21 protein-coding genes and 5 pseudogenes are annotated in these 21,317 nt (G+C 71.0%); 6 read left to right on the top strand and 20 right to left on the bottom strand.

The window, feature by feature from the left end; translation table 11 throughout:
- Nucleotides 1-56 precede the first annotated feature (56 nt).
- Together WJ438_RS00875 and WJ438_RS00880 are read left to right on the top strand one after the other, a co-directional pair.
- On the top strand, nt 57-194 hold the full coding sequence (locus WJ438_RS00875) for a hypothetical protein (RefSeq protein ID WP_406723522.1): 138 nt from the start codon (nt 57-59) through the stop codon (nt 192-194).
- Between the two features lie 74 nt (nt 195-268).
- Nucleotides 269-418 (top strand): annotated as a pseudogene (locus WJ438_RS00880) (helix-turn-helix domain-containing protein); the annotation flags it as partial.
- A 35-nt stretch (nt 419-453) separates the two neighbouring features.
- Here the strand turns inward: WJ438_RS00880 and WJ438_RS00885 are convergent.
- From WJ438_RS00885 to WJ438_RS00935, 11 genes and pseudogenes are all read right to left on the bottom strand, one after another.
- The gene (locus WJ438_RS00885; RefSeq protein WP_406729965.1) at nt 454-969 is read right to left on the bottom strand and encodes a hypothetical protein; all 516 of its coding nucleotides are present in this window, start codon (nt 967-969) and stop codon (nt 454-456) included.
- Complete coding sequence (locus WJ438_RS00890) at nt 966-1,634, bottom strand: ATP-binding cassette domain-containing protein (RefSeq protein WP_406723523.1); 669 nt, start codon at nt 1,632-1,634, stop codon at nt 966-968. The genes WJ438_RS00885 and WJ438_RS00890 overlap by 4 nt, the downstream gene beginning before the upstream one ends.
- A gap of 35 nt (nt 1,635-1,669) precedes the next feature.
- Nucleotides 1,670-2,248 (bottom strand): PspA-associated protein PspAB, encoded by a 579-nt coding sequence (gene pspAB, locus WJ438_RS00895; protein ID WP_406723524.1) that lies wholly within the window; start codon nt 2,246-2,248, stop codon nt 1,670-1,672.
- Between the two features lie 17 nt (nt 2,249-2,265).
- The gene (gene htpX / locus WJ438_RS00900) at nt 2,266-3,180 is read right to left on the bottom strand and encodes a zinc metalloprotease HtpX (protein WP_406723525.1); all 915 of its coding nucleotides are present in this window, start codon (nt 3,178-3,180) and stop codon (nt 2,266-2,268) included.
- 7 nt (nt 3,181-3,187) lie between these two features.
- Nucleotides 3,188-3,466, bottom strand: coding sequence for a PspA-associated protein PspAA (gene pspAA / locus WJ438_RS00905; protein ID WP_406723526.1), 279 nt, complete (start codon nt 3,464-3,466; stop codon nt 3,188-3,190).
- Nucleotides 3,463-4,239 (bottom strand): annotated as a pseudogene (locus tag WJ438_RS00910) (PspA/IM30 family protein). The gene pspAA and the pseudogene WJ438_RS00910 overlap by 4 nt, the downstream one beginning before the upstream one ends.
- A 361-nt stretch (nt 4,240-4,600) precedes the next feature.
- Nucleotides 4,601-4,747, bottom strand: coding sequence for a hypothetical protein (locus WJ438_RS00915; protein ID WP_406723527.1), 147 nt, complete (start codon nt 4,745-4,747; stop codon nt 4,601-4,603).
- Nucleotides 4,748-4,752: 5 nt separating this feature from the next.
- Nucleotides 4,753-4,878 carry a hypothetical protein gene (locus tag WJ438_RS00920; protein ID WP_406723528.1) on the bottom strand — a complete coding sequence of 42 codons (126 nt, stop codon included), beginning with the start codon at nt 4,876-4,878 and terminating at the stop codon, nt 4,753-4,755.
- A gap of 158 nt (nt 4,879-5,036) precedes the next feature.
- Nucleotides 5,037-5,318 (bottom strand): hypothetical protein, encoded by a 282-nt coding sequence (locus WJ438_RS00925; RefSeq protein WP_406723529.1) that lies wholly within the window; start codon nt 5,316-5,318, stop codon nt 5,037-5,039.
- Nucleotides 5,319-5,349: 31 nt separating this feature from the next.
- Entirely contained in the window at nt 5,350-5,634 is a 285-nt protein-coding gene (locus WJ438_RS00930) for a DUF2933 domain-containing protein (RefSeq protein ID WP_406723530.1), read from the bottom strand.
- Between the two features lie 55 nt (nt 5,635-5,689).
- Entirely contained in the window at nt 5,690-5,953 is a 264-nt protein-coding gene (locus tag WJ438_RS00935) for an SHOCT domain-containing protein (protein WP_406723531.1), read from the bottom strand.
- Between the two features lie 207 nt (nt 5,954-6,160).
- Between WJ438_RS00935 and WJ438_RS00940 the strand changes: the two genes are divergently transcribed.
- Together WJ438_RS00940 and WJ438_RS00945 are read left to right on the top strand one after the other, a co-directional pair.
- Nucleotides 6,161-8,977, top strand: coding sequence for a heavy metal translocating P-type ATPase (locus WJ438_RS00940; RefSeq protein WP_406723532.1), 2,817 nt, complete (start codon nt 6,161-6,163; stop codon nt 8,975-8,977).
- Nucleotides 8,974-9,297 (top strand): metal-sensitive transcriptional regulator, encoded by a 324-nt coding sequence (locus WJ438_RS00945; protein WP_406723533.1) that lies wholly within the window; start codon nt 8,974-8,976, stop codon nt 9,295-9,297. Before WJ438_RS00940 ends, WJ438_RS00945 begins: the two co-directional genes overlap by 4 nt.
- Before the next feature lie 528 nt (nt 9,298-9,825).
- Here the strand turns inward: WJ438_RS00945 and WJ438_RS00950 are convergent.
- The 5 genes and pseudogenes from WJ438_RS00950 to WJ438_RS00970 form a co-directional block, all read right to left on the bottom strand.
- Nucleotides 9,826-9,969 (bottom strand): annotated as a pseudogene (locus tag WJ438_RS00950) (IS5/IS1182 family transposase); the annotation flags it as partial.
- A 172-nt stretch (nt 9,970-10,141) separates the two neighbouring features.
- Nucleotides 10,142-10,897: a cytochrome c biogenesis CcdA family protein gene (locus WJ438_RS00955; RefSeq protein ID WP_406723534.1), complete on the bottom strand. Its 756-nt coding sequence runs from the start codon at nt 10,895-10,897 to the stop codon at nt 10,142-10,144.
- A gap of 3 nt (nt 10,898-10,900) precedes the next feature.
- A complete protein-coding gene (locus tag WJ438_RS00960; RefSeq protein WP_406723535.1) occupies nt 10,901-11,440 on the bottom strand; it encodes a TlpA family protein disulfide reductase in 540 nt (179 codons plus the stop codon).
- A 213-nt stretch (nt 11,441-11,653) separates the two neighbouring features.
- Nucleotides 11,654-13,234 (bottom strand): multicopper oxidase family protein, encoded by a 1,581-nt coding sequence (locus tag WJ438_RS00965; RefSeq protein WP_406723536.1) that lies wholly within the window; start codon nt 13,232-13,234, stop codon nt 11,654-11,656.
- Nucleotides 13,235-13,315: 81 nt separating this feature from the next.
- The gene (locus WJ438_RS00970) at nt 13,316-13,723 is read right to left on the bottom strand and encodes a hypothetical protein (protein ID WP_406723537.1); all 408 of its coding nucleotides are present in this window, start codon (nt 13,721-13,723) and stop codon (nt 13,316-13,318) included.
- An 823-nt stretch (nt 13,724-14,546) separates the two neighbouring features.
- Between WJ438_RS00970 and WJ438_RS00975 the strand changes: the two genes are divergently transcribed.
- Together WJ438_RS00975 and WJ438_RS00980 are read left to right on the top strand one after the other, a co-directional pair.
- Nucleotides 14,547-14,957 carry a four-helix bundle copper-binding protein gene (locus tag WJ438_RS00975; RefSeq protein WP_406723538.1) on the top strand — a complete coding sequence of 137 codons (411 nt, stop codon included), beginning with the start codon at nt 14,547-14,549 and terminating at the stop codon, nt 14,955-14,957.
- Nucleotides 14,958-15,695: 738 nt separating this feature from the next.
- On the top strand, nt 15,696-16,574 hold the full coding sequence (locus WJ438_RS00980; protein WP_406723539.1) for a F510_1955 family glycosylhydrolase: 879 nt from the start codon (nt 15,696-15,698) through the stop codon (nt 16,572-16,574).
- Between the two features lie 133 nt (nt 16,575-16,707).
- On the opposite strand, the gene WJ438_RS00985 is transcribed toward WJ438_RS00980, so the two are convergent.
- The 4 genes and pseudogenes from WJ438_RS00985 to WJ438_RS01000 form a co-directional block, all read right to left on the bottom strand.
- Nucleotides 16,708-16,989, bottom strand: coding sequence for a DUF305 domain-containing protein (locus WJ438_RS00985; RefSeq protein WP_406729549.1), 282 nt, complete (start codon nt 16,987-16,989; stop codon nt 16,708-16,710).
- A gap of 582 nt (nt 16,990-17,571) precedes the next feature.
- Nucleotides 17,572-19,507: pseudogene (locus WJ438_RS00990) on the bottom strand (phosphoketolase); the annotation flags it as partial.
- 21 nt (nt 19,508-19,528) lie between these two features.
- Nucleotides 19,529-20,745 (bottom strand): IS3 family transposase gene (locus WJ438_RS00995; protein WP_406729550.1). Its coding sequence is split into 2 segments (ribosomal slippage): nt 19,529-20,430 and nt 20,430-20,745, totalling 1,218 coding nucleotides; the frame shifts between segments, so codons are not numbered across the junction.
- A 72-nt stretch (nt 20,746-20,817) separates the two neighbouring features.
- A pseudogene (locus WJ438_RS01000) lies at nt 20,818-21,270 on the bottom strand (phosphoketolase); the annotation flags it as partial.
- Nucleotides 21,271-21,317: the final 47 nt, after the last annotated feature.

Consider the following 21,317-nt stretch of genomic DNA (forward strand, 5'->3'; position numbering starts at 1 on the left):
CGGGCTCGGTGGCCCGCCCCCCGTTACGGCTTCCCCGTCCCCAGGAGCAGCCGTTCATGACATACGAGGGAGGCCGCATGCGCGGCTTCGCCTACCGCGGCAGCGACGGCTGCCGGCTGCGCGCGGAACGGGCGAAGATGCGTGCTGAGCGCCGCCGCGAGCGGGCACAGCAGAAGAAGGGGGCCGAACGGTGAGCGGTCTGCATTTTGCCGCGGTGAACGCGGAAGGCGTCGTCGCCGACCTGGGCCTGCTGCCCGCGGCCTACCGTGTGCTGCTGAAGCTGCGCGCCCACAGCGAGCCGGGCGGCCGCATCAAGATCGACCAGGTCACCCTCGCGCAGATGCTCGGCCTGAGCCGGCCGACCGTGAACGCGGCCCTGCGTGACCTGGACCTGGCGCGGCTGGTGAGGAAGAAGCGCGCCGGTGTCTACCAGCTCAACCCCATGCTCGCCGCCTACCTCTCCCCCGAGGACGCCATCGCGGCCGCCAAGGTGATGCCGAACGTCGGCGTACAGGCGACGAGGGCACCGATCAGGGTGCCGATCGCCAGGTGGATCAGCGCGTACATCACCGTCCCGGCCACCACCCGTCCCGGCTGGTCACCCAGTCCGGTGCGCGCGGCGAGCGCCACCAGGGCCGCGGCGGCGAGCAGCGCCAGGGTCAGGCCGGTGGCCATGCGGGCGGCCACCAGCCGGGCGGGGGCGAGGCCGGCCAGGACCAGGCGGCGGTCGGCTGCGCGCGCGGCGCGCAGCCGGAAGTACATGGCGATGGCTGCGATGAAACCGGCGGCCCAGCCGGCGGTGGCGGTCTGCACCGCGGGGCCGCCTTCTCCGCCCAGCAGCTCTGCGGTGTCGGCCAGGGGGCGGGAGGCCACCACGACGAACACCACCGGCACCAGCACGAGCACCAGCAGGTTCACCGGGGTGCGCATGGCGTCGGTGAGGAAACGCCGGGTGAGCAGCACGGTCATCGGGGCACCGCCCGTCCATCGCGGAGCTGGACGATGCGGTCGAAGCGTTCCTCCTCGGTGACGAAGTGACTGATGATCAGCACCGACCGGCCCGCCTGGCGGCGCTGGGCGACCAGGTCCCAGAACTTCAGATATGTGTCGAAGTCGAAGTCGGCGTACGGCTCGTCCAGCAGCACGTCCGGGTCGGCCAGCGATGCCAGGCCCAGGTTCAGCTTGGACAGGATGCCTCCGGAGAGCCGGTCGGCGCGGGTGGTGGCGTAGCGGTCGAAGCCGGGCTGGGAGTAGATGCGGGCGCGGCGCTCGACCTGGTCGGTCAGGCCGCAGGCGCGGCCGAACAGTCCGAAGTGCTCGTCGCAGGTGAGGCGTTCGTAGACGACGGGCTCCTGTGGGCAGTAGCCGATCCGCCCGCTGCGGGTGATGGTGCCGGCGTCGGCGGACAGGGCCCCGACCAGGATCTTCATCAGGGTGCTCTTGCCGGACCCGTTCTCCCCGACCAGGCCGACCACCTCGCCGGGGGCGAGCGCCAGGTCAACGCCGTGCAGCACCCGCACCCGCCGCTGGGCGGGCCACACACCGCGCCGGTAGGACTTCTCTACCCCGGCCGCCACCAGCACCGCCCGGTCGCCAGGCGGCCCGTCGGCACGACGGGCGCCGACTGCCGCCACATGCCACCTCCCGGACCGGATGACGTCGCGCCCCTTCACAGGCCGGGGGCGCTCCACAGCGGGAACCAGCGGCTCAGGTCCTGCTCGATGCGCAGGTCGTCCTTGACCGCTGCCTTGACCTGGAATTCCAGCGGGTTGTCGCGTTTCTCGCCGGGCAGCGGAGCGAAGGGGTAGAAGGTGCCGCGCTTGTAGAGGTAGACCATCGCCATGGGGCGCAGCTCGGCGTCGCGGAAGGAGACCAGGGAGCACAGGAGTTGTGGTCCGAAGCCGCTGTCCTGCAGGGCGGTGTTCACCGCGTGCAGATCGCCGGCCAGCGCGGGCAGGCTGTCGGGATCGCGGCGAGAGAGCAGCCATGAGTATCCGTAGTCGTCACGGCCGAACTCCACGGGCACACCCGTCCGTTCGGAGTCCGCGTCCAGCAGCGCCCGTGCCTCCTGCTGGACTTGCGCAAAGGCCCCGCCCTCGATGGAGGCGAAGCACACCGAGCCCGCACCGGTCGGGGTGAAGCCGATGGCCGCCTGGAGGGTGATCGCCGCGGAGGGCAGGCCGAAGAGCTGGTCCAGGTCGGGCTTGACCGGCTTGGACCGGCCGAGCAGGGAGTCCAGGAAACCCACGGGGTCTCAGCTCCTTCTCATGGCGTCCGGCTGCCCGGTTCGCCCAGCTCGGCGGAGATCTCCGCGAGGGCCTCCAGGCGGCGTTCCAGGCTGGGGTGGGTGGAGAACAGGTTGGCCACCGCGGTGCCGGGGCCGAGGGCGGGGGTGAAGAAGAACGCGTTGAACGCCTGGGCGGTGCGCAGGTCCTGGGTGGGGATCCGGGCGATGTCGCCACTGACCTTGGTGAGAGCCGAGGCCAGAGCGGAGGGCTTTGCGGTCAGCATGGCTGCGGCGCGGTCGGCGGCCAGTTCGCGGTAGCGCGAGAGCGCGCGGATGAGCAGGAAACTGAGCGCGTAGACGAGGGCGGAGACCGCCATGACTGCTGCGAGTGCGAGGGCGGTGTTCTGGTCGCGCTGGCGTCCGCCGAACAGCTGGGAGTAGAAGGCGAAGCGGACGACGAGGCCAGCGATCACGCCCAGGAACGAGGCGATGGTGATCACCGCCACGTCGCGGTGCGCGACATGGGAGAGCTCGTGGGCGAGGACGCCTTCGAGCTCCTCGGTCGTCAGGCAGCGCTGCAGTCCGGTGGTGACGCAGACGACGGCGTGGTCGGCGTTGCGGCCGGTGGCGAACGCGTTGGGCAGGTCCATCTCGGAGATGGCCACCCGGGGTTTGGGCATGTCCGCGGCGGCGCACAGCCGGTCGATGACGCCGTGCAGTTGAGGTTGTTCCTCAGCTGTGACGAGGCGGCCGTGCATCGCGTAGAGGGCGATCCGATCCGAATACCAGTACTGCGCAGCCAGCAGCCCGGCGGCGATGACGACCACCAGGACTGTGGACTTGAGCAGCACGATCAGCGCGGCGATGAATGCCACGTACACCAGCCCGAGCAGGAACATGGTGACCGCCATGCGGGTGGTCAGCTGCCGATCGGGCTCAAAGCGGCTGCGCATCGCGTCCTCACCCCGGGATCAAGCCCTCGTCGGACAGCAGTTGCCGCACCTGCGTGAGGCTGGTGCCCTCGTCGGGCAGCACCAGGTCGGACGGCGTGATCTCCTCGTCCGGCAGCGGGGTGCCCAGGCTGCGTACCGCGTCCAGCAGGGCCGACAGGGCAGAGGTGAACGCCGCCTCGTCGCCCGCGTCGGCGGCCGACTGCAGCGCGGAGTCCAGCTCGTTGAGCCGGTCCAGGTGCTCGTCGGCGATCTCGTACTGCCCCTCGCCGAGAATCCGCATGATCATGACGTCGCCTCCCGGTCCGACGGGTTCTTCGGGGCGTCAGGGCCCTCCACGGCCGCCGGGGCGGGAGCGGCGGGCAGTTGTGCCTTCATCCGGGCCAGCTCGATCTCCACGTCCTGACCCGCGCTCACGCGCTCGAGCTCGGCCTGGATGTCGTCTCGCCCGGCCGGCAGAGTGGCGTCCTCCAGCGCCCCGGAGGCGATCAGCTCATCGAGTGCACCGGCGCGGGCCTGCATCTGCTCGGTCTTGTCCTGGGCCCGCTGCATGGCCAGGCCGACGTCGCCCAGCTCCTCGCCGATGCCGGTGACGGCCTCGGTGATGCGGGTCTGGGCCTCGGCCGCGGTGTAGGTGGCCTTGATCGTCTCCTTGCGGGTACGGAACGAGTCGACCTTCGCCTGCAGGCGCTGTGCGGCCAGGGTCAGCTTCTCCTCCTGCGCCTGCAACGACGTCTACTGATCCTGCAGATCGGTGATCTGCGAGGCGACGGCCGTCCGGCGGGTGAGCGCCTCGCGGGCCAGGTCCTCCCGGCCGGCCGCGAGCGCCTGCTGTGCCTGGTCCTGCAGCTTGCCCGTGGACTGCCGCAACTGGTTCACCTGCAGTTCGACGCGCTTGCGGCTGGTCGCCACATCGGCCACCCCGCGGCGTACCTTCTGCAGCATCTGCAGCTGCTGCTCGTAGGAGTAGTCCAGGACCTCCCGCGGGTCCTCGGCCCGGTCCAGTGCCTTGTTGGCCTTGATCCGGAACAGGGCGGCGATACGGTGAGTGATGCTGGTCATGACGACCGCCTTCCTCTCGCCTCTCGGATTCTGGGTGACGCGGGAGAGACCGGCCGGGCCGTTTGCGGGCACGTGCGCGACGGCGCCTGCCACCGCAGGTCACAGCCCCGACCATGGTTCTTCCATTGTCCGGGCACACTCCCGGCCCGGCAGCTCCACCCGCCCCGGGCCGGTGCGTGCCTCGGGCTGGCCACGGGATCCTCCCGGCCGGATCCGCGCTCTGGGCGGCGCGGGTGTCGCGGAGTGTATCGGCGGAGGCGTAGACGAGGGCTGCGGCGATGTCGCCGGCACCCCACAGCCCCAAGGCACCAGCGGGTGCGTCGGTGGCGAGCAGGGCGGGAAGGGGCAAGTACCCCGGCGATCAGGAGAGCGGGGGCAGTGCGGCGAATGCTGCGGCCCAGGCACGGGGCGTCGCGTTTACCGCGCCGGGCGAGGAGCCCCCACCGGCGGCAGTGGTCAGGACCTGGAGCGCGAGAAGAAGCCAGGTCAGCAGGCCGGCAGCGGCCATCTCGGTCACCTCCGGCCGGGTCGGCGTGGTCGGCGGTGGCGCTCTGCCCGGGCAAGCGCGGCGAGCAGCAGCATGGCGAGGGTGCCGCGGACGATCACGGCCTGCGGGGCCACGGGAATCCCCCCGGTCATCGGCTCCTCCCGGTGTGGGAGTGGTGGAGCCGGCCGTGCGCGACGGCTGCCGCTGCTGCCCGGATGCGGCGTGGGGGCCCGGCGGGGGCGTGGTGCTGGCGAACACGATGAACAGCAGAGTGTTGAGAACCACCAGCGGCCACAGGCCGTATGCGGCGTCAGCCATGACGTCCTCCCGCGCGGTCGATCGGGCGGGCAGGGGTGCGGCGCTGTCCGCGGGCGATGCCGCTCATGCGGCGCTGGTAGGTGGCCGTGTCGATGCGCTCGTGGAGCCGCAGGCCCACCAGCCACCGTTCCGCTTCCTCCAGGGCGGCACGCCGTCCGCGCAGGCGGGCCAGCGGCGGACGCCGCGGCTCCTGCGGCGTGACCAGGCGGGCGATGTCGTAGCCGATGATGGCCAGGATCAGTGCCCCGGCCAGCGAGGCGATGACGGCTGCCATGGCACTCGCCCCCTTCCCGGGGCCCGGGCGGTCAGGCCCGGCCGGGCCCGGAATGGTGATCGTGCTTGCGCATGGGGTCTCCCCTGCTCGAAGAGCTTGGGGAAGGGTCCGCATCGCGGTCCGCAGGACGGTCATCGTGACCGCCGTGCATGCCCTGGCCGTGCATGCCGCGCATCATGAAGAACATCATCAGCGGGCACGCTGCCACGAGGGCGAGCCAGACCAGGCTTTCCAGCGACGCGCCGACGATCAGGGCGCCGACGACGACGATCGCGGCGGCCAGCGCGTACATCCCGTAGTTGCGCCTGTCGTTCATCACGGGCCTCCTTCGGCGGAGGGCAGAGGCCGCCATCGAATGCGGCCGGGATTGGTCAGGGTTTGCGGGGAGAGCCGGTGTGCAGGGCGTTCAGGCGGCGCCGGTACTCCTCCTCGTCGATCTCCCCACGGGCCAGCCGCTCACGGAGGATGTCCTCCGGCGCAGGCGCGAGCGGGGTGTGGGTGTGTTCGTGGGGCCGGTCGAGGGCGCGGAAGAGCAGCACGGCGACTGTAATGATCAACGCCCAGAACAGGATCATGCCGGCCGACATCGCGAACCAGCCCCATCCGCTGACGTCGTGGTCGTACCAGAACATCATCGCCACTCACCTGCTTCGGCCGTTTCTGGTGACCGGGGCGCGGACGGGCGCCCAGACACTTCATTGCCTTACCTCTGCATCGTCTCTCCGGCCGGGGTGAGGGTCTGGGGCCGGATGGCCCAGGACCAGTGGGCCGTTCAGCCCCTACCTCGTAGGGGTACCTGGGCACAGGCTGGAGAGTGATCCGCCGAGGGAGGCGAGAAGTTCATGGGTGCCCTCGAAATCGTCGTCGTCCTGGCCACGGCCGTGCTGATCGGCGCGCTGGGCTGGTACTTCTTCGGACCGCGCCGTGCCGGTGCCGCCCGGCTGGAAGGCGGGGTGCAGCGGGTGGAGGTGACGGTGCGGGGCGGCTACAGCCCCAATGTGATCCAAGTCCGGCAAGGTGCTCCGGTGGAGTTGGTGTTCGACCGGCAGGAGGCCGGCGAGTGCACCTCCCGCGTGGTCTTCCCCGATCTCAAGGTCGGCGCGGGCCTGCCCGCGCACACCCGCACCACCGTGCGGCTGAACCCGGACCGGCCGGGCTCGTTCGGCTTCGCCTGCGGCATGAACATGATCCACGGCACGCTGCTGGTCGAACCCGCAGAAGGCTCCGCACCGCCACCGCCCACCCCGGACGGCGCCAGCGCCACGGCCGCTCCTCTTCCTGCCCCTGCTGCTTCGGCCGGCGGGCCGCCGGCGGGTGAGGAGCAAACGGCGGCCGAGGCGGAGGCCGCGGACGCCGCCGAGCGGCAAGCGGAGATCAGGGACCTCACCCGACGCGTACTGCTCGGCGCGGTGCTCACCGCCCCGGTGCTGTTCGCGGTGATGGCGCACGAACTGTTCGGCGCCGACTGGGTGCCCGGTTGGATGCTGAACCACTGGCTGCAGCTGGCCCTGATCACGCCGGTGATGTCCTACACCGGCCGGCCGATCCACGCGACGGGCTGGCTGACGCTGCGCCACCGGGCCGCGGACATGAACTCCCTGATCACCCTGGGCACGTCTGCGGCCTACGGCTACAGCCTGCTGGTCACCCTGGCCCCCGGTCTGCTGCCCCAGGACGTGCGAGAGGTGTACTTCGAGGCCGTCGGCGTCATCCTGACCCTGATCCTGCTCGGGCGGCTGCTGGAGGCCCGGGCGAAGGCCGGCACCGGCGAGGCCATCCGGGCCCTGCTGGGCTTGCAGGCCCGCACCGCCCGCGTCGTGCGGGACGGCACCGAGAGCGAGATCCCGGTCGAAGACGTGAGGGTGGGCGACGAACTCGTCATCCGACCCGGGGAGAAGATTCCCGTCGACGCCGAAGTTCTCTCCGGCTCCTCCGCGGTGGACGAGTCGATGGTCACCGGCGAGCCGATGCCGGTCACCAAGCACGCCGGGGCCACGGTCATCGGGGCCACCGTCAACGGCACCGGCAGCTTGCGGGTACGGGCGGACAAGGTCGGCGCGGACACCATGCTGGCCCAGATCATCCGCCTGGTGCAGCAGGCCCAGGCGTCGAAGGCCCCCATCCAGCGGCTCGCCGACGCCGTGTCGGCGTACTTCGTGCCGGCGGTGATCGCCATCGCGATCGGCACCTTCGCCGTCTGGTTCACCCTCGGCCCGTCCCCCGCGCTGACCCTGGCGCTGGTGTCCGCGGTCGCGGTGCTGATCATCGCCTGCCCGTGCGCCCTGGGTCTGGCCACGCCGCTGTCGGTGATGGTCGGCACGGGCAAGGGCGCTCAGGCCGGCATCCTGATCCGCTCCGCCGAAGCCCTGGAGACCGCGCACCAGCTGGACACCGTCGTGCTGGACAAGACCGGCACCGTCACCGAGGGAAAGCCCGTCCTGACCGACGTCCAACCCCTCGGCGGATTCGACGAGACCGTGCTGCTGCAGCTGGTGGCGGGAGCCGAGGCCGACAGCGAGCACCCGCTCGCGCAGGCCATCACCGCCGGCGTCCGCGACCGCGGCCTCAACCCGCTCACCGCGACGGGCTTCGACTCGGTCACCGGCAAGGGCGTTCAGGCCACCGTCGCCGGGCGCGCCGTCCTGGTGGGCACCGCCCGGCTGCTGGGTGACGTCGGCATCGACACCACCGCCCTGACCTCCGTCGCGGCCGCCCTGGCCGCCGAGGGCAAGACCCCCGTCCTGGCCGCAGTGGACGGGCGGCCCGCCGGCGTGCTCGCCGTCGCCGACACCGTCAAGCACGACTCTGCCGCCGCCATCGCCGCCCTCCAGCGGCTCGGCGTCGAGGTCGTGATGCTCACCGGCGACAACGCCCGCACCGCCGCCGCCATCGCCGCCCAGGTGGGCGTTACCCGGGTGCTGGCCGAGGTGCTGCCCGAGCACAAGGCGGATGAGATCCGGCGTCTGCAGGGCGAGGGCCGCACCGTGGGCATGGTCGGCGACGGCATCAACGACGCGCCCGCGCTGGCCGCCGCCGACGTCGGCCTGGCCATCGGCACCGGCACCGACGTGGCCATCGAGGCCGCCGACATCACCCTGATCTCCGGCTCGCTCGGCGGTGTCGTGACCGCGATCCGGCTGTCGCGGGCCACGATGCGCAACATCCGGCAGAACCTGTTCTTCGCCCTGGTCTACAACGCCGTCGGCGTCCCCCTCGCCGCCGGGGCCCTGTATCCGCTGTGGGGCATCCGCCTCAGCCCGGTCATCGCCGCCGCGGCCATGGCACTCAGCTCGCTGTCGGTCGTCACCAACGCCTCCCGGCTGCGCCGCTGGCACCCCCAACCGCTACCCGATGCCCACCCGGCGCGTGTGCAGCCCCGTGTCGAGTCCGCCGCCGACCGCGCCCGAGCCGACAGCACGGCAACCACAGCAGACCACGGGCACCACCACCCCGCCTCCCAGAACGACAGCGACAGCACGGTCACGGACCCGGTCTGCGGCATGCAACTGGCCAAGGCAACCGCCGCCGAGTACCGGCACACCGAGCACGGCACCTACGCCTTCTGCTCCGCCCACTGCGCCACCACCTTCGACGCCGCCCCGGACCGCTACACCGCCCCCACGACCGGCGGCACGAGCGAGGGAGACGACATGCGATGACCACCGCCACCCCACACCACGAACACGAGCACATCCCGGTACCGGGATACGCCGACCACAAGGCCGACCGCCTGGCCCGTCTGAACAAGATCGAGGGCCAGGTCCGCGGCATCGCCCGCATGGTCACCGACGACCGCTCCTGCATCGACGTCCTCACCCAGATCAGCGCCGCCACCCGAGCCCTTCAGCAAGTAGCCCTCGGCCTCCTCGACGACCACGTACGCGGCTGCGTCACCACCGCCGCCCGCACCGGCCCCGCCCAGGCCGAGGAGAAGCACGCCGAACTCACCGACACCCTGCGCCGTGCCCTGCGGCTGTGAAGGTTGCCGAACCGGCCCAAGAATGGCCAACGCTCCACGCCCACGCGCAGGGCGGCCGCAGTGGCCTGGCGGCAGCGAAGTGCGGACGCACAGAAACGGCCCCGTCCCTGTGGGCGAAGCGCCTGCGGGCTCGGCGGGTCAGCGATCGAGAACCCTCAGGGGCCGACCCATACTCGGCACGTGCTGGTCAAAGCGGCGTCACCTGCTCAAAGGCCATAAAAGACGATCGCCCTGCGCATGGACTCCACCGGTCCGGGGTGCTGGTACGCGTCGCCGCCCGCACCCCCGTGGCATTTCCGGTTGCGGCCCTCTTTCCCACTGTTCCCTCCGGGCGTGGCTCAAGCACATGAGGAGGAAAGTGAGGAGTCGGCGGTGCTGGTGGAGCGGGCCCTCGCGCTGATCGCCAACGACGCCGACCGCGATCAGGTGGCCGAGCGTACTGGAAACGCCTTGGAGGCCCCGCACAAGGGTGCAGGAGGCTGTCGGGGTAGGGAGCCGGGTCTCCTGTGGTGGGCGAGGAGGGAGTCATCGCCACGGGGAACGCGGTGCACGCCTTCGTGCGTAGAGGAGCCAGGAGACGTGCTCGACCAGCTCGTGGGGGACGCCGAGCATGGCAGGGTACGGAACCAACAGGACCCCTCTGGTCGCCGACGGGCTGAGGGGAATCACCACGTCAACGATGAGGGGCCCTGCCTCGTCACCGTCCCTGTTGACCAGCTCGTTTCACTCCTGCGGCACAGGATGAAAGAGACTCAGTCACCTTCACGATCCTTCACATCGATCACGGTCCTTCACGTCGATCGGGCGGGGAACGGCTGCGGTGGTACCGGCGCACCCGGTGGGTTCAGATGCCGATGGTGTAGTCGGCCGTCCAGGACTGCATATAGCTGATGAAGTAGCTCCAGACGCCGGTGACCATCAGCACACCGGTGGCGACCATCATGCCGCCGCCAGCCCACATGACCCACCGGTAGTGGGCCTTGACCCAGGCAAAGACGCCCATCGCCTTGCGGAAGGCCAGCCCCGCCGCCAGAAACGGCACGCCCAGCCCCAGGCAGTAAGCCACTGTCAAAAGCGCCCCACGCTCGGCGCTTGCCTCGCTGAACGCCAACACTTGCACGGCGGCCAGGGTCGGGCCGATGCACGGGGTCCAGCCCAGCCCGAACAGCACCCCCAGCATCGGCGCGCCCACCAGCCCGGCAGCCGGCCTGGTGTGAATGCGGAACTCGCGCCGGGTCAGCCACGGTATGACGCCCATGAAGGCCAGGCCCATCACGATGGTCACCGCGCCCAGCGCCCGGATGAGAAGGTCCTGGTGTTCCAGCAGGGCGTTCCCGGCGTAGCCGAAGGCGGCGCCGAAGGAGACGAACACGCCGGTGAACCCGGCCAGGAACAGCAGCGTACCGACCAGGATGCGGCCGCGCCGGGCCTCGGCGAGATCTGCCCCGGTCATGCCGGTGACGTAGGACAGGTAGCCGGGCACCAGCGGCAGCACGCAGGGGGAGAAGAAGGACACCAGCCCGGCCAGCGCGGCGATCGGGATGGCCAGCAGCACCGAGCCGGTCAGCACGGTGCCGTTGAGATCGAGGGCCAACAGCATGCCTCAGCCTTCCTTGAGGACGGGGTCGGTCAGCGAGCGCAGCTCCGTCTCCGACAGGCCCTGCAGCCTCCGGGCCGCAACGCGGCCCGGGTGGTCGATCACCAGCGTGGTGGGGGTGGCGGGGGGAGGCAGGGTGCCCTTGACCTTCGGCAGCTGCCGCCCGTTGCGGTCCCCCAGGCTGGGGCAGGTGAGGCCGTAGGTGTCCTTGAACCGGTGGGCGACGTCCTTGGTGGCGTCGTGGGTGTTGGTTTTGAGGAAGGCCGTGTCCTGATCGCGCAGGTCTTCGGAGACCTTCCGCGGGTGCGGGGCTTCGGCCGCGCACCACGAGCCCCGCACGTTGGTCGCCAGGGTCTTGCCGCGGTGGTCGGCGAGATTGATCGGCTTGCCGGTCAGCGTCTCGCCCCGGTTCTCCGGCGCCGCCGTGCGGTCTTCCACCGCCGGGTGCGTCAGGCGCTGGTGGTCGGGCGATGCGGCCGCCGGGGCGGCAACGGCGGCGCGCCGCGGTATGCCGGGACAGCCGGAAGTGAGTGGGAAATTCGGCATGACAGGCACCTGTGCAGATCTGGTGGGAAACGGGGAAGCGGACGGTCACTGCAGCGGGGTGGTCCGGTACAGCCAGAACCGTTGAAGGCCCGGCACGACAATCGCCACCTCGTAGTGGTGGGTTGGCACCGAGGTGACGTGACGCAGCCGGGCCGGGCAGGTGCTGGTGCTGGTGGGTGGGTGGGTGCGTGCAGCATTCCGTCCGGGGCGTCGCTACCTTCGGTAGCCGAGGACGGTCATCATGCCTGCCTCGGCGTGGTAGACGTTGTGGCAGTGGACCATCCACAGGCCGGGGTTGTCCGCGTCGAAGTCGACGGTGAGGGTCTCGTCCGGCAGGACGATGGCGGTGTCCTTGCGGGGGCCGCCGCCTGCGAGGGCGAATGTGTGGCCGTGCAGGTGGACGGGGTGCCACATCGTCGTGGTGTTGGTGAAGACCAGGCGGACCCGCTCGCCGGCGCGGACCGGGTGGCGCTGCGAGGGGTCGTACCTCTTGCCGTCGAAGCCCCAGTCGTACTTCGCCATGCCACCCGTCAGGCGCAGTTTCACCGTCCGGTCCGGCTTGCGCTCGGACAGGCGCACGCTTTTGTCGGCCTTGAGCCGGTCGGCCGTGAGTACCTTCCCGGACAGCTCGGCCGGGCGGACGGACGGCTTCGGTGCGGAGCCGCCGCCGGTGCGCAGCAGTGCCATCGCCGTCTTCTTCTTGCCCTCGGCGAGGGCGACCAGCGGGAAGACGCCGTCCCGGGCGGTGACCAGGACGTCGTAGCGCTCGCCCATGCCGAGCAGCAGCGCGTCCGTCGTCGCGTGCTCGATGGGGAAGCCGTCGGTGTGCGTCACGGTCATCTCGTGGCCGCCGAGCGCGACCCGGAACGCCGTGTCGCCGCCCGCGTTGACGATCCGGATCCGGATGCGGTCGCCGGGCTTGGCTCGGAAGCTTTCCGGAGCCTCGGCGGTACGGCCGTTGACCAGGTAGTAGGGGTATGCGACATCGCCCGCGTCCTCTCCCAGCAGATCGCTGTGCGAGCCCATCAGCATCCGAGACGGGCCGGAAGCTCCGGGGGACGGCGACTTCTCGCCGGATGCCGACATACCGCTCGTGCCGTGGCTGTCATGGCCGCCGTGGTCCATGTCGCCCATGCCCTGGCTGAGCTCGGCGAGCACGGCGTCCGGGGTGCTGCCGTCCACCCCGTCGACCCAGTCGTCCAGGACGACGACCCACTCCTTGTCGTACCGCAGCGGCTCCCTGGGGTCCTCCACGATCAGCGGCGCGTACAACCCGCGGTCCTGCTGCACTCCGGAGTGCGGGTGGAACCAGTGGGTGCCCGGGTGCGGGACGGCGAAGCGGTACTCGAAGGAGGCCCCGGCCTTGATCGGCCGCTGGGTCAGGTCGGGTACGCCGTCCATGTCGTTGCGCAGCGCCAGCCCGTGCCAGTGCACGGAGGTCGGCTCGGGCAGGTGGTTGGCGAGGGTGAGGGCGAGGGTGTCCCCGGCGGTGACGCGGACCTCCCGCCCCGGCAGCCGGTCGCCGTAGGCCCAGGTGCTGACCGTGCGGCCGCCCAGGTCGAGCCGGGTGCGGGCCGCGGTGAGCTTCACCTTCCGTTCGGGGCCGGGGTTGCGCTTGGCCTCGGCGTCGGCGACCTCCCGGTCGTTTGGCGAGACGTAGTCGCCCCCGGGCGCGGACGAGGGCTTGGTGTCGCGGCCGGCGTGGTTGGAGGAGCCGCTGCAGGCGGTGAGCAGGCCGCTGCCGGCAATGGCGATTCCCGTGCCGAGCACGGCGCGGCGGGTGGTTGTGCGCATGGGTGAGTGCACCTCGTGTCGATGTCGATGCGTGAGGAGGACGCGGAGGCCGCCCTTGATGGGGAGCGGCGGGGCGCGCTCCTACAGGCGCAGTACCGACAACCGGGCGAGGAGTATCCGGCCTCCGGGAGGAGGTACCGGCCACAGGGCGCGCAGGAGGCGCGTGCGGGCAGCGCCCAGACGGTCGGCGGCCCGGCGCGAGAGGCATGCGGCGGTCAGCAGGGCGACGGTCCACCCGGCGAGCACCGCCAGGCACACCGACAGCGGGTCCAGCACCATGCCGGGGGCCGGGTCACCCGCTGTCGGCATGCCGGCGGAGGTGTTCGATGTCGCCTGGGCGACGTGGCCGGCGGAGATGTCGGACACCGGCTCGGCGGAAGACACGGAGCTGTGCGAGGGGGTCTGCTGGGTGGGGTGGCCGAAGGAGTGCATCGTGACCACACCGAACAGGACGGCGGACAACAGGGCCAGACGGACGGCCCAGGCCACGCACCTCTGCCTCCCCGTCCTCACCACGTGCCTCCCTTTTTGCGGCTTTCTGCCCGGAGGATACCCCGGCGGGGTAGACCCGCCGGGACCGGCCCTGGTTGTGCCGGGAGAAGTCGGGGCCTGTCCCCCGGCCGCGGGCGGCATCACGTGGCGGGCGGTGCCCGCGGACTCCCCGGCGGGATCGCGTCCACGCCGTCCACCGGCGCCGATGGGACAGGGGCCTGGTCACCGAGTTGCACGACCGGCTGCACGGGAAGGCCCGCCCCGTCGACGCCGTCCGCATCACGCGGGTGGGGCGGCGGGAAGAAGGTCCACGGCCGCAAGCGGCACATCGGGGCCGACACCCTGCGCCTGCTGCCGGCTGTGATGGTCGCCGCCGCGTCCGGCACCGCCGGGAGGCGGGCAGGAGCCTGCTGGAACGGCTGCGGACGCCTCGCTTCCGGCTGCCGCGGACACCGCCCGGCCCTGATACGGAGGTCGTCGAGAACGCCACCATGCTCGCCAACTCCCCGAGATGGTGCAGCAGGCCCGGCCGGTCGGCTGTTCCGGGGCGTCCTGGCCTTCGCTCCGCCTGTGGCCCTCGTGCTCGCTGGGTGCCGACCAACCGCTGTCCGATCGCCCACGGCTGCGGCCATGCGGCCGTCCACGCCCATCGCCACTGGCCCGTCCCGGTTCCCGGAGCCCGGGGACGGCCGTATCCGCCGCCGAAGCGGGGTGGCCGTCGGTTTGCAGTGGCCCTGTCAGGGTTACCTGCCACAACCACGGCGCGGCCCCGGGCCCGCGCCGGCAGAGAAAGAGAAAACACACGGAGAGGATGATCACCATGACCACGATGGTCAGGGACATGCTGCGGACCTACCCGGCCGACCTCGGCGGCGTCAACCGCGAGGCACTGGAGCGCTGCATCGCCGCGTGCTTCGACTGCGCGCAGGCCTGCACGGCCTGCGCGGACGCCTGCCTGTCCGAGGACATGATCGCCGAGTTGCGCAAGTGCATCCGCACCGACCTGGACTGCTCGGACATCTGCGAGGTCACCGGCAAGATCCTCTCCCGGCACACCGGCTACGACGCCAACATCACCCGCGCCCAGCTCCAGGCCTGCGCCATGGTCTGCAAGTCCTGTGCGGAGGAGTGCGAGCGCCACGCCGACATGCACGAGCACTGCCGGATCTGCGCCGAGGCGTGCCGCCGCTGCGAGCAGGCCTGCAACGAACTCCTCGCCACCCTGGGCTGATCTCTTGCTGGTCCCCGGTTCGGCAGTGGGGGTGGGCTGCCGCGACGGAAGCGTTGCGGCGGTCCACCCCGTGGCCGTGCGGGAAACCGTCGGGACGAGCAGGCTTCTTCCGGGCAGGGGTTCGGGGCGGGTGCTGCGCCCGGCGCGCCATGGCGGTGAACAGGCAGGCCAGTAGGCAGCGAGTGGCCGGATGGTTCGCCACGCGGCGCAGGTCGGCGACGGTCAAAGCGGCCTTCACGGCGTCCCTCCCTTGTGTGCGCTCTTCTGTTCGGCTTCGTTCGCGGTGGTGAGGTGGTCGCGGAGCTGGTCGTCGATGGGCTCGACGAGGGCGGTGCCGCCGGCCAGGACGAGGGTGGGGACGCGGCGGGTGCCGCGGAAACTCGCCGAGGCGGACGAGACCCGGCTCCGGCCGAGCCTCGGTTACACAGGTGCTGCTCCGGATGCTCGGCGAGGCAGCGAGGGCCATCGGGGCAGCGGAGAACCACCAGGCGGTACGGGCCAAGGCCAATGCCCTCGTCGCCGAACTGAGCAGCTCGACGAGGGCGGGACACCGATTCCCGCAGTGGCACCACGGCGGGACGGGTCCGGTGTCGGCGGTCCAGCAGGCCGTCTGCGGCACCCTCCGCACAAACCCGGACAACGAGCCGTTTAGGTTGGCCTCAGACGCGAACCCGCCCCGACCCGGCCGTACCGGCATACCTCGGCCGGTCTCACACCGCACCAACGCGAGGATCTTTGATGTCTGTCCGCTTCCGTTCCACGATCGCCGCGGCGACCCTGCTGGCGGCCGTCCTGACCGGCTGCTCCGCCGACTCGGACACCCCCGAAGGTTCCTCCACCGAGCAGTCCCCCACGTCCGGCATCGAGATCAGCCACGTCCACGGTCTGGGCATCAACCCCGGCGACGGGAAGCTCTACGTCGCCACCCACCACGGCGTCATCGCCGTGAACGGCAACGGATCGGCCAAACGCATGGGGGACACCGCCGACTACATGGGCTTCACCATCACCGGGGCCGACACCTTCCTCGGCAGCGGCCACCCCGCCGCGGGCAGCGACGACCACGCCAACCGCGGCCTGATCAAGAGCACCGACGCCGGGAAGACCTGGCAGACCCTCTCCCTCGCCGGCAAGGCCGACTTCCACGCCCTGGAGCGGGCGCACGGCACCATCTACGGCTACGACAGCACCAATGGACTGCTGCGCGCCAGCAAGGACGGCAAGAACTGGGAGGACCGCGCCGAACTGGCCGCCCTGGACATCGCCGTCAGCCCCGAGGCCCCCGGCACCGTCCTGGCCACCACCGAGAACGGCGTCGCGCAGAGCACCGACGGCGGCAAGACCTTCACAGGCGGCGCCGGGCCGGTCATGGCCTACCTGTCCTGGGCCGAGCAGGGCGAGCTGTACGGGATCGACCTCGACGGCGCGCTGCACCGCAGCACTGACGGCGGCGAGAGCTGGATCAAAACCGGCACCGTGCCCGGCGGGCAGCCCCAGGCCCTGACCGCGGTCGGCTCCGACCATGTTCTGACCGCCACCGCCGACGGCGTCTACGAGTCCGAGGACGGCGGCAAGACCTTCACCCGGCGCCTGGCGATGTCGGACGGCAGCCACTAGCCCGGGCGGGGCGCCCCCGTCACCCGGCACGCTCTACGCGGCAGCCGTCTGCTCGGGACTCCACGGACAGCATCAGGGGCGGCCCGGCACGAAAGGCGCCGGCCCGCCCCCGGTTTCCTCGCGGTCCGGTACGTCACCGCGCCTGTCCGGACAGCCAGGTGCGGAAGTCCGCGCTCTGCGCCTCCTGGCTGACGATCCCCGTAGTCGCCGCCACCTTCAGCTGGGGATGGTCGGCCCGTGGCTGCGCCTCGAGGAGCTCGATGATCCCCGAGTTGTGGTGGGAAATGATCCGCCGCGCGAACTCGATGTCGAACTGCTTCCCCGCGGGCACCTCGCGCAGCTCGGCCATCGTGCGGCGCGACTCCTCCTCCATGGCCGCGATCTCCTTCCGCGCCTCCTCCGGAGCCTGCTGCAGGGCCTGCTCCGGGGGTCAGGCCGCACCATGCGGCGTGCACCGTGCCCCTCGTCCCGCGGCCTATTCGCCCGGCAGCCCGCTGACCCCGGGCGCCCGGCGCGCCTCAGGGCGATCCCGGGGTCCTCGCCGGCCGTGACCACCGGTGTCCGCCCACCGGCCCCGCCGGACACGTCGGCATCGGCGGTCGCGGCACGGTTGGCGTCGCCGCCGACGGACACGCCCAAGAACCCGAGACCCCATGCCACCGCGGCGTGGACCCGGGCCGGTGCTCGCCCGCCCCTCCGGTGAGCGCCAGCACACGGAGACCGCCCAGGGCAGCAGCCCATGGCTGCGACATCGCGGCGGAGACGGTGGAGGCACCCCTCGAAAGGGCAGGCGGCCGGCCGACCAGGGCCGCGGACCGCGTAGCGGTGCGGCACGGCCGGTCCGGGGTGTTCGTAGGTGCGTGAGCCCCGTGGTGGTGTCTTCGAGGCCGGCGCGTCGCTGTCCGCCGCCTGCCGGCCGGCCCCGCGTCCCCGGCTCTGCCTCCGCTCGGCCCATTCATCGCCGCCCGGTAGGGGCCGGGGCCTGCGGCCGGCTGCATCAGGCGGGCCAGCTCCAGTCGGCCACCTCTGGGATGTCCTCGCCGTGGTCGCGGGTGTGGGCGCGGGCGATGAGCCGCTGGTCCACCATCCGCTGGCGGACGCCTGCGGCCCGCTGGCCGAGCCCTGGCACCCGGTCGATGACGTCCATGACCAGGTGGTAGCGGTCCATGTCGTTGAGCATCACCATGTCGAAGGGCGTGGTGGTGGTGCCCTCCTCCTTGTAGCCCCGCACGTGAAGGTTGTCGTGGTTGGTGCGCCGGTAGGTCAGCCGGTGGATGAGCCACGGGTAGCCGTGGTAGGCGAAGACGACCGGCCGGTCGACCGTGAACAGCGTGTCGAACTCGTGGTCCGTCAGCCCGTGGGGGTGCTCGCTCCGGGGTTGCAGGCGCATCAGGTCCACCACATTGACCAGCCGCACCTTGAGCTCCGGGAGGTGCTGGCGCAACAGGTCGACCGCGGCCAGGGTCTCCAGGGTGGGGACGTCGCCGGCGCAGGCCAGCACCACATCGGGGTCACCGTCGTGGTCGCTGCTGGCCCAGTCCCACACGCCTACTCCCCGGGCGCAGTGCAGGGCGGCGGCGTCGGCGTCGAGCCAGTCGAGGCTGGGCTGCTTGCCGGCAACGATCACGTTGACATAGCCGCGGCTGGCCAGGCAGTGGTCGGCGACCGACAGCAGCGTGTTGGTGTCCGGCGGCAAGTAGACGCGGATGATGTCGGCCTTCTTGTTGACGACGTGGTCGATGAACCCGGGGTCCTGGTGGGAGAACCCGTTGTGGTCCTGGCGCCACACGTGAGAGGTGAGCAGGTAGTTGAGCGACGCGATCGGCGGGCGCCAGCCAAGGTCCCGTGACACCTTCAGCCACTTGGCGTGCTGGTTGAACATCGAGTCGACGATGTGGATGAACGCCTCGTAGCAGGAGAACAGGCCGTGCCGGCCGGTGAGCAGGTAGCCCTCCAACCAGCCCTGGCACAGGTGCTCGCTGAGCACCTCCATCACCCGCCCCCCGCGGGACAGGCGCTCCTCGCCGGGCCACAGTTCCGCTGTCCACGCCTTGTCGGTCGCCTCGTACACCGCGCCGAGGCGGTTCGACGCGGTCTCGTCCGGGCCGAACAGCCGAAAGTTGCGGGGCTCGGCGTTGGCCGCCATGACGTCGCGGAGCAGTTCGCCGAGACGCCGGGTGGGTTCGGTGCGGGTCGCCCCGGGGGGCGTGCACCTCGGCCGCGTAGCCGCGCCAGTCGGGCAGCTCAAGGGGGCGGAGCAGGCGGCCGCCGTTGGCGTGGGGGTTGGCGCTCATGCGGCGGTCGCCGGCCGGGGCCAGCGCGTTGATCGCCGGGATCGGTCGGCCGTCGGCGTCGAACAGCTCGGTGGGCCGGTAGCTGCGGAGCCACGCCTCGAGTTGGGCGAGGTGATCGGGGTTGGTTCGCACCTCGGCCAGGGGCACTTGGTGGGATCGCCATGTCCCCTCGACCCGCATGCCGTCCACCTCGGCCGGGCCGGTCCAGCCCTTCGGTGAGCGCAGCACGAGCACCGGCCAGCGGGGCCGCTGGCCGGTGGCTCCCCGGCGGGCGGTGTCCTGGATCTCATCGATGTGGTCGAAGACCCGGTCGAGGGTTGCGGCCATGTGCTGGTGCATCGCCTCGGGGTCGTCGCCCTCGACGGTGTACACGGTGTGGCCGTAGCCTTCGAGCAGCTTGGTGAGCTCGTCCTCGGGGATGTGGGACAGGACCGTCGGGTTGGCGATCTTGTAGCCGTTGAGGTGCAGCACGGGCAGCACCGCGCCGTCATGCACCGGGTCGAGGAACTTGGTGGCGTGCCAGCTGGCCGCCAGCGCCCCCGTCTCGGCCTCGCCGTCGCCGATCACGCACGCCGCCACGAGGCCGGGGTTGTCGAATGCGGCGCCGTAGGCGTGGGAGAGGGAGTAGGGGACTTGACCCCGGATCGTGGACACCGTTTGCTATGCGGCAGCGGTCAGCGTAATCGATCGTTGTTCGTAGGTGATCGGGCTGATCTGGCCGAGTGCGGAGTGTCTCCTTCTTGTGTTGTAACGAGTGACCCACCGAAACACCGCGAGGCGGGCCTCACGCGCCCCTGACCAGCGTTTCCTTCTCTGCAGGGTCTCCCGCTTCAGGCTTGCGTTGAAGGATTCGGCGGCGGCGTTGTCCGCCGAGGTTCCGACCGCCCCACGTGATCTGGTCACGCCGAGTTCGCGGCACACGTCCGCGAACTCCTTCGACGCGTACTGGGCGCCGTTGTCGCTGTGGAATATCGCCCCGTCAAGGGTTCCGCCGCGGGTACGGGCCGCAGCCCGGAGCGCATCGGTGACCAGCTCGGTGCGCATGTGGTCGGCGATCGACCAGCCCGCCAGCCGTTTCGAGCAAAGGTCCAACACCGTTGCCAAATACAGGAATTGGCCGTCGCCGATGGGCAGGTAAGTGATGTCGCCGACGTACTTGGTGTTCGGCTCGCTCGCGGTGAAGTCACGCCGCAGCAGATCGGGCACCGGCGTCGCGGACGGCTCGGGGACGGTGGTGCGAACCTTCTTACGCAGGTGCACGCCCTGCAGGCCGATCCGGGCCATCACACGCGCGACCCGCTTGTGGTTCACCTCGATCCCGGCGTCCCACAACTCGGCCGTGATCCGCGGGACGCCGTAGGTACCGTCGGACTCCTTGTGGATCTCCCGGATCCGCCGGGCCAGGCGGGCGTCGGACCGCGCCCGCTCGATGCGGGCCGGGGCGCCCTTCAGCCACCGGTAGAACCCGGACCGGGAGACCTCCAGGACCCGGCACAGCCGCTTGACGCCGAACGCGCCGCGATGATCATCAACGAACTGGAAACGGCTCACCAGTTGGTCTCGCCGGCGAAATACTTCGCGGCCCTCCGCAGGATCTCCCGCTCGGTCTCCAGCTCCCGGATCCGAGCCCTGAGCTGCTTGTTCTCCTCTTTCAGCACGTCGTCGGAGGGTACATCGACGGCCTGTACCGCCCGCGGCGAGCGACTCGCGGCCGCCGCGCGGCCCTGCCGGGTGCGCTCGACCCGCACCCAGTTCCGCAGCGTCTCCCGGCTGACTCCCAGGTCCTTGCTCACGCCCTCGAACGTGTTCTTGGGGTCCGACAGGTACAGCGCGACAGCATCCGCCTTGAACTCCGCCGAGTACACCTTCATCACCATCGGGAACATCTCTTCCTCTGGACCCTCAAGGTCCAGTGTCCAAGGTGTCCACGATCCGGGGTGAAGCCCCTAGCCCAGCTCGCCGCCCTCGTTGATCGACCCCGGGGTCTCCGGTGCGGCATGGCTGGGGATGCCCCCGGGGAACGAGAACTGGCGGAACAGCCGCCTCATGCCGCGGGCATCGCGGCTGACGCTGGGGTAGATCTCGCTGTAGGTGCCGTCGAGCCACGCGCTCGCCACTGCTGCCGGCCCGCCGTGTCCGGGCCCGATGACGAAGATGATGTCGCGGTCGCGGGCGGTGATGATCCGGTTCAGGTGGGCGTACACGAAGTTGAGGCCCGGTGTGGTCCCCCAATGACCGAGCAGCCTTGCTTTGAGGTGTTCAGGCCGCAAGGGCTCGGCCAGCAGCGGGTTGTCGAGCAGGTAGATCTGCCCGACCGACAAGTAGTTGGCCGCCCGCCACCACGTGTCGAGCTTGGCCAGGGCGGCGGCGTCGAGGGCGGCCGGTGCGGTTTGGGTTGTCATTCTCCGTGTCCTCCTCGCGTCTGTGGGGCGTCGGCGAGATCGGCGGC

This window comes from Streptomyces sp. GD-15H, from assembly GCF_045291515.1.
Classification (GTDB): Bacteria; Actinomycetota; Actinomycetes; order Streptomycetales; family Streptomycetaceae; genus Streptomyces.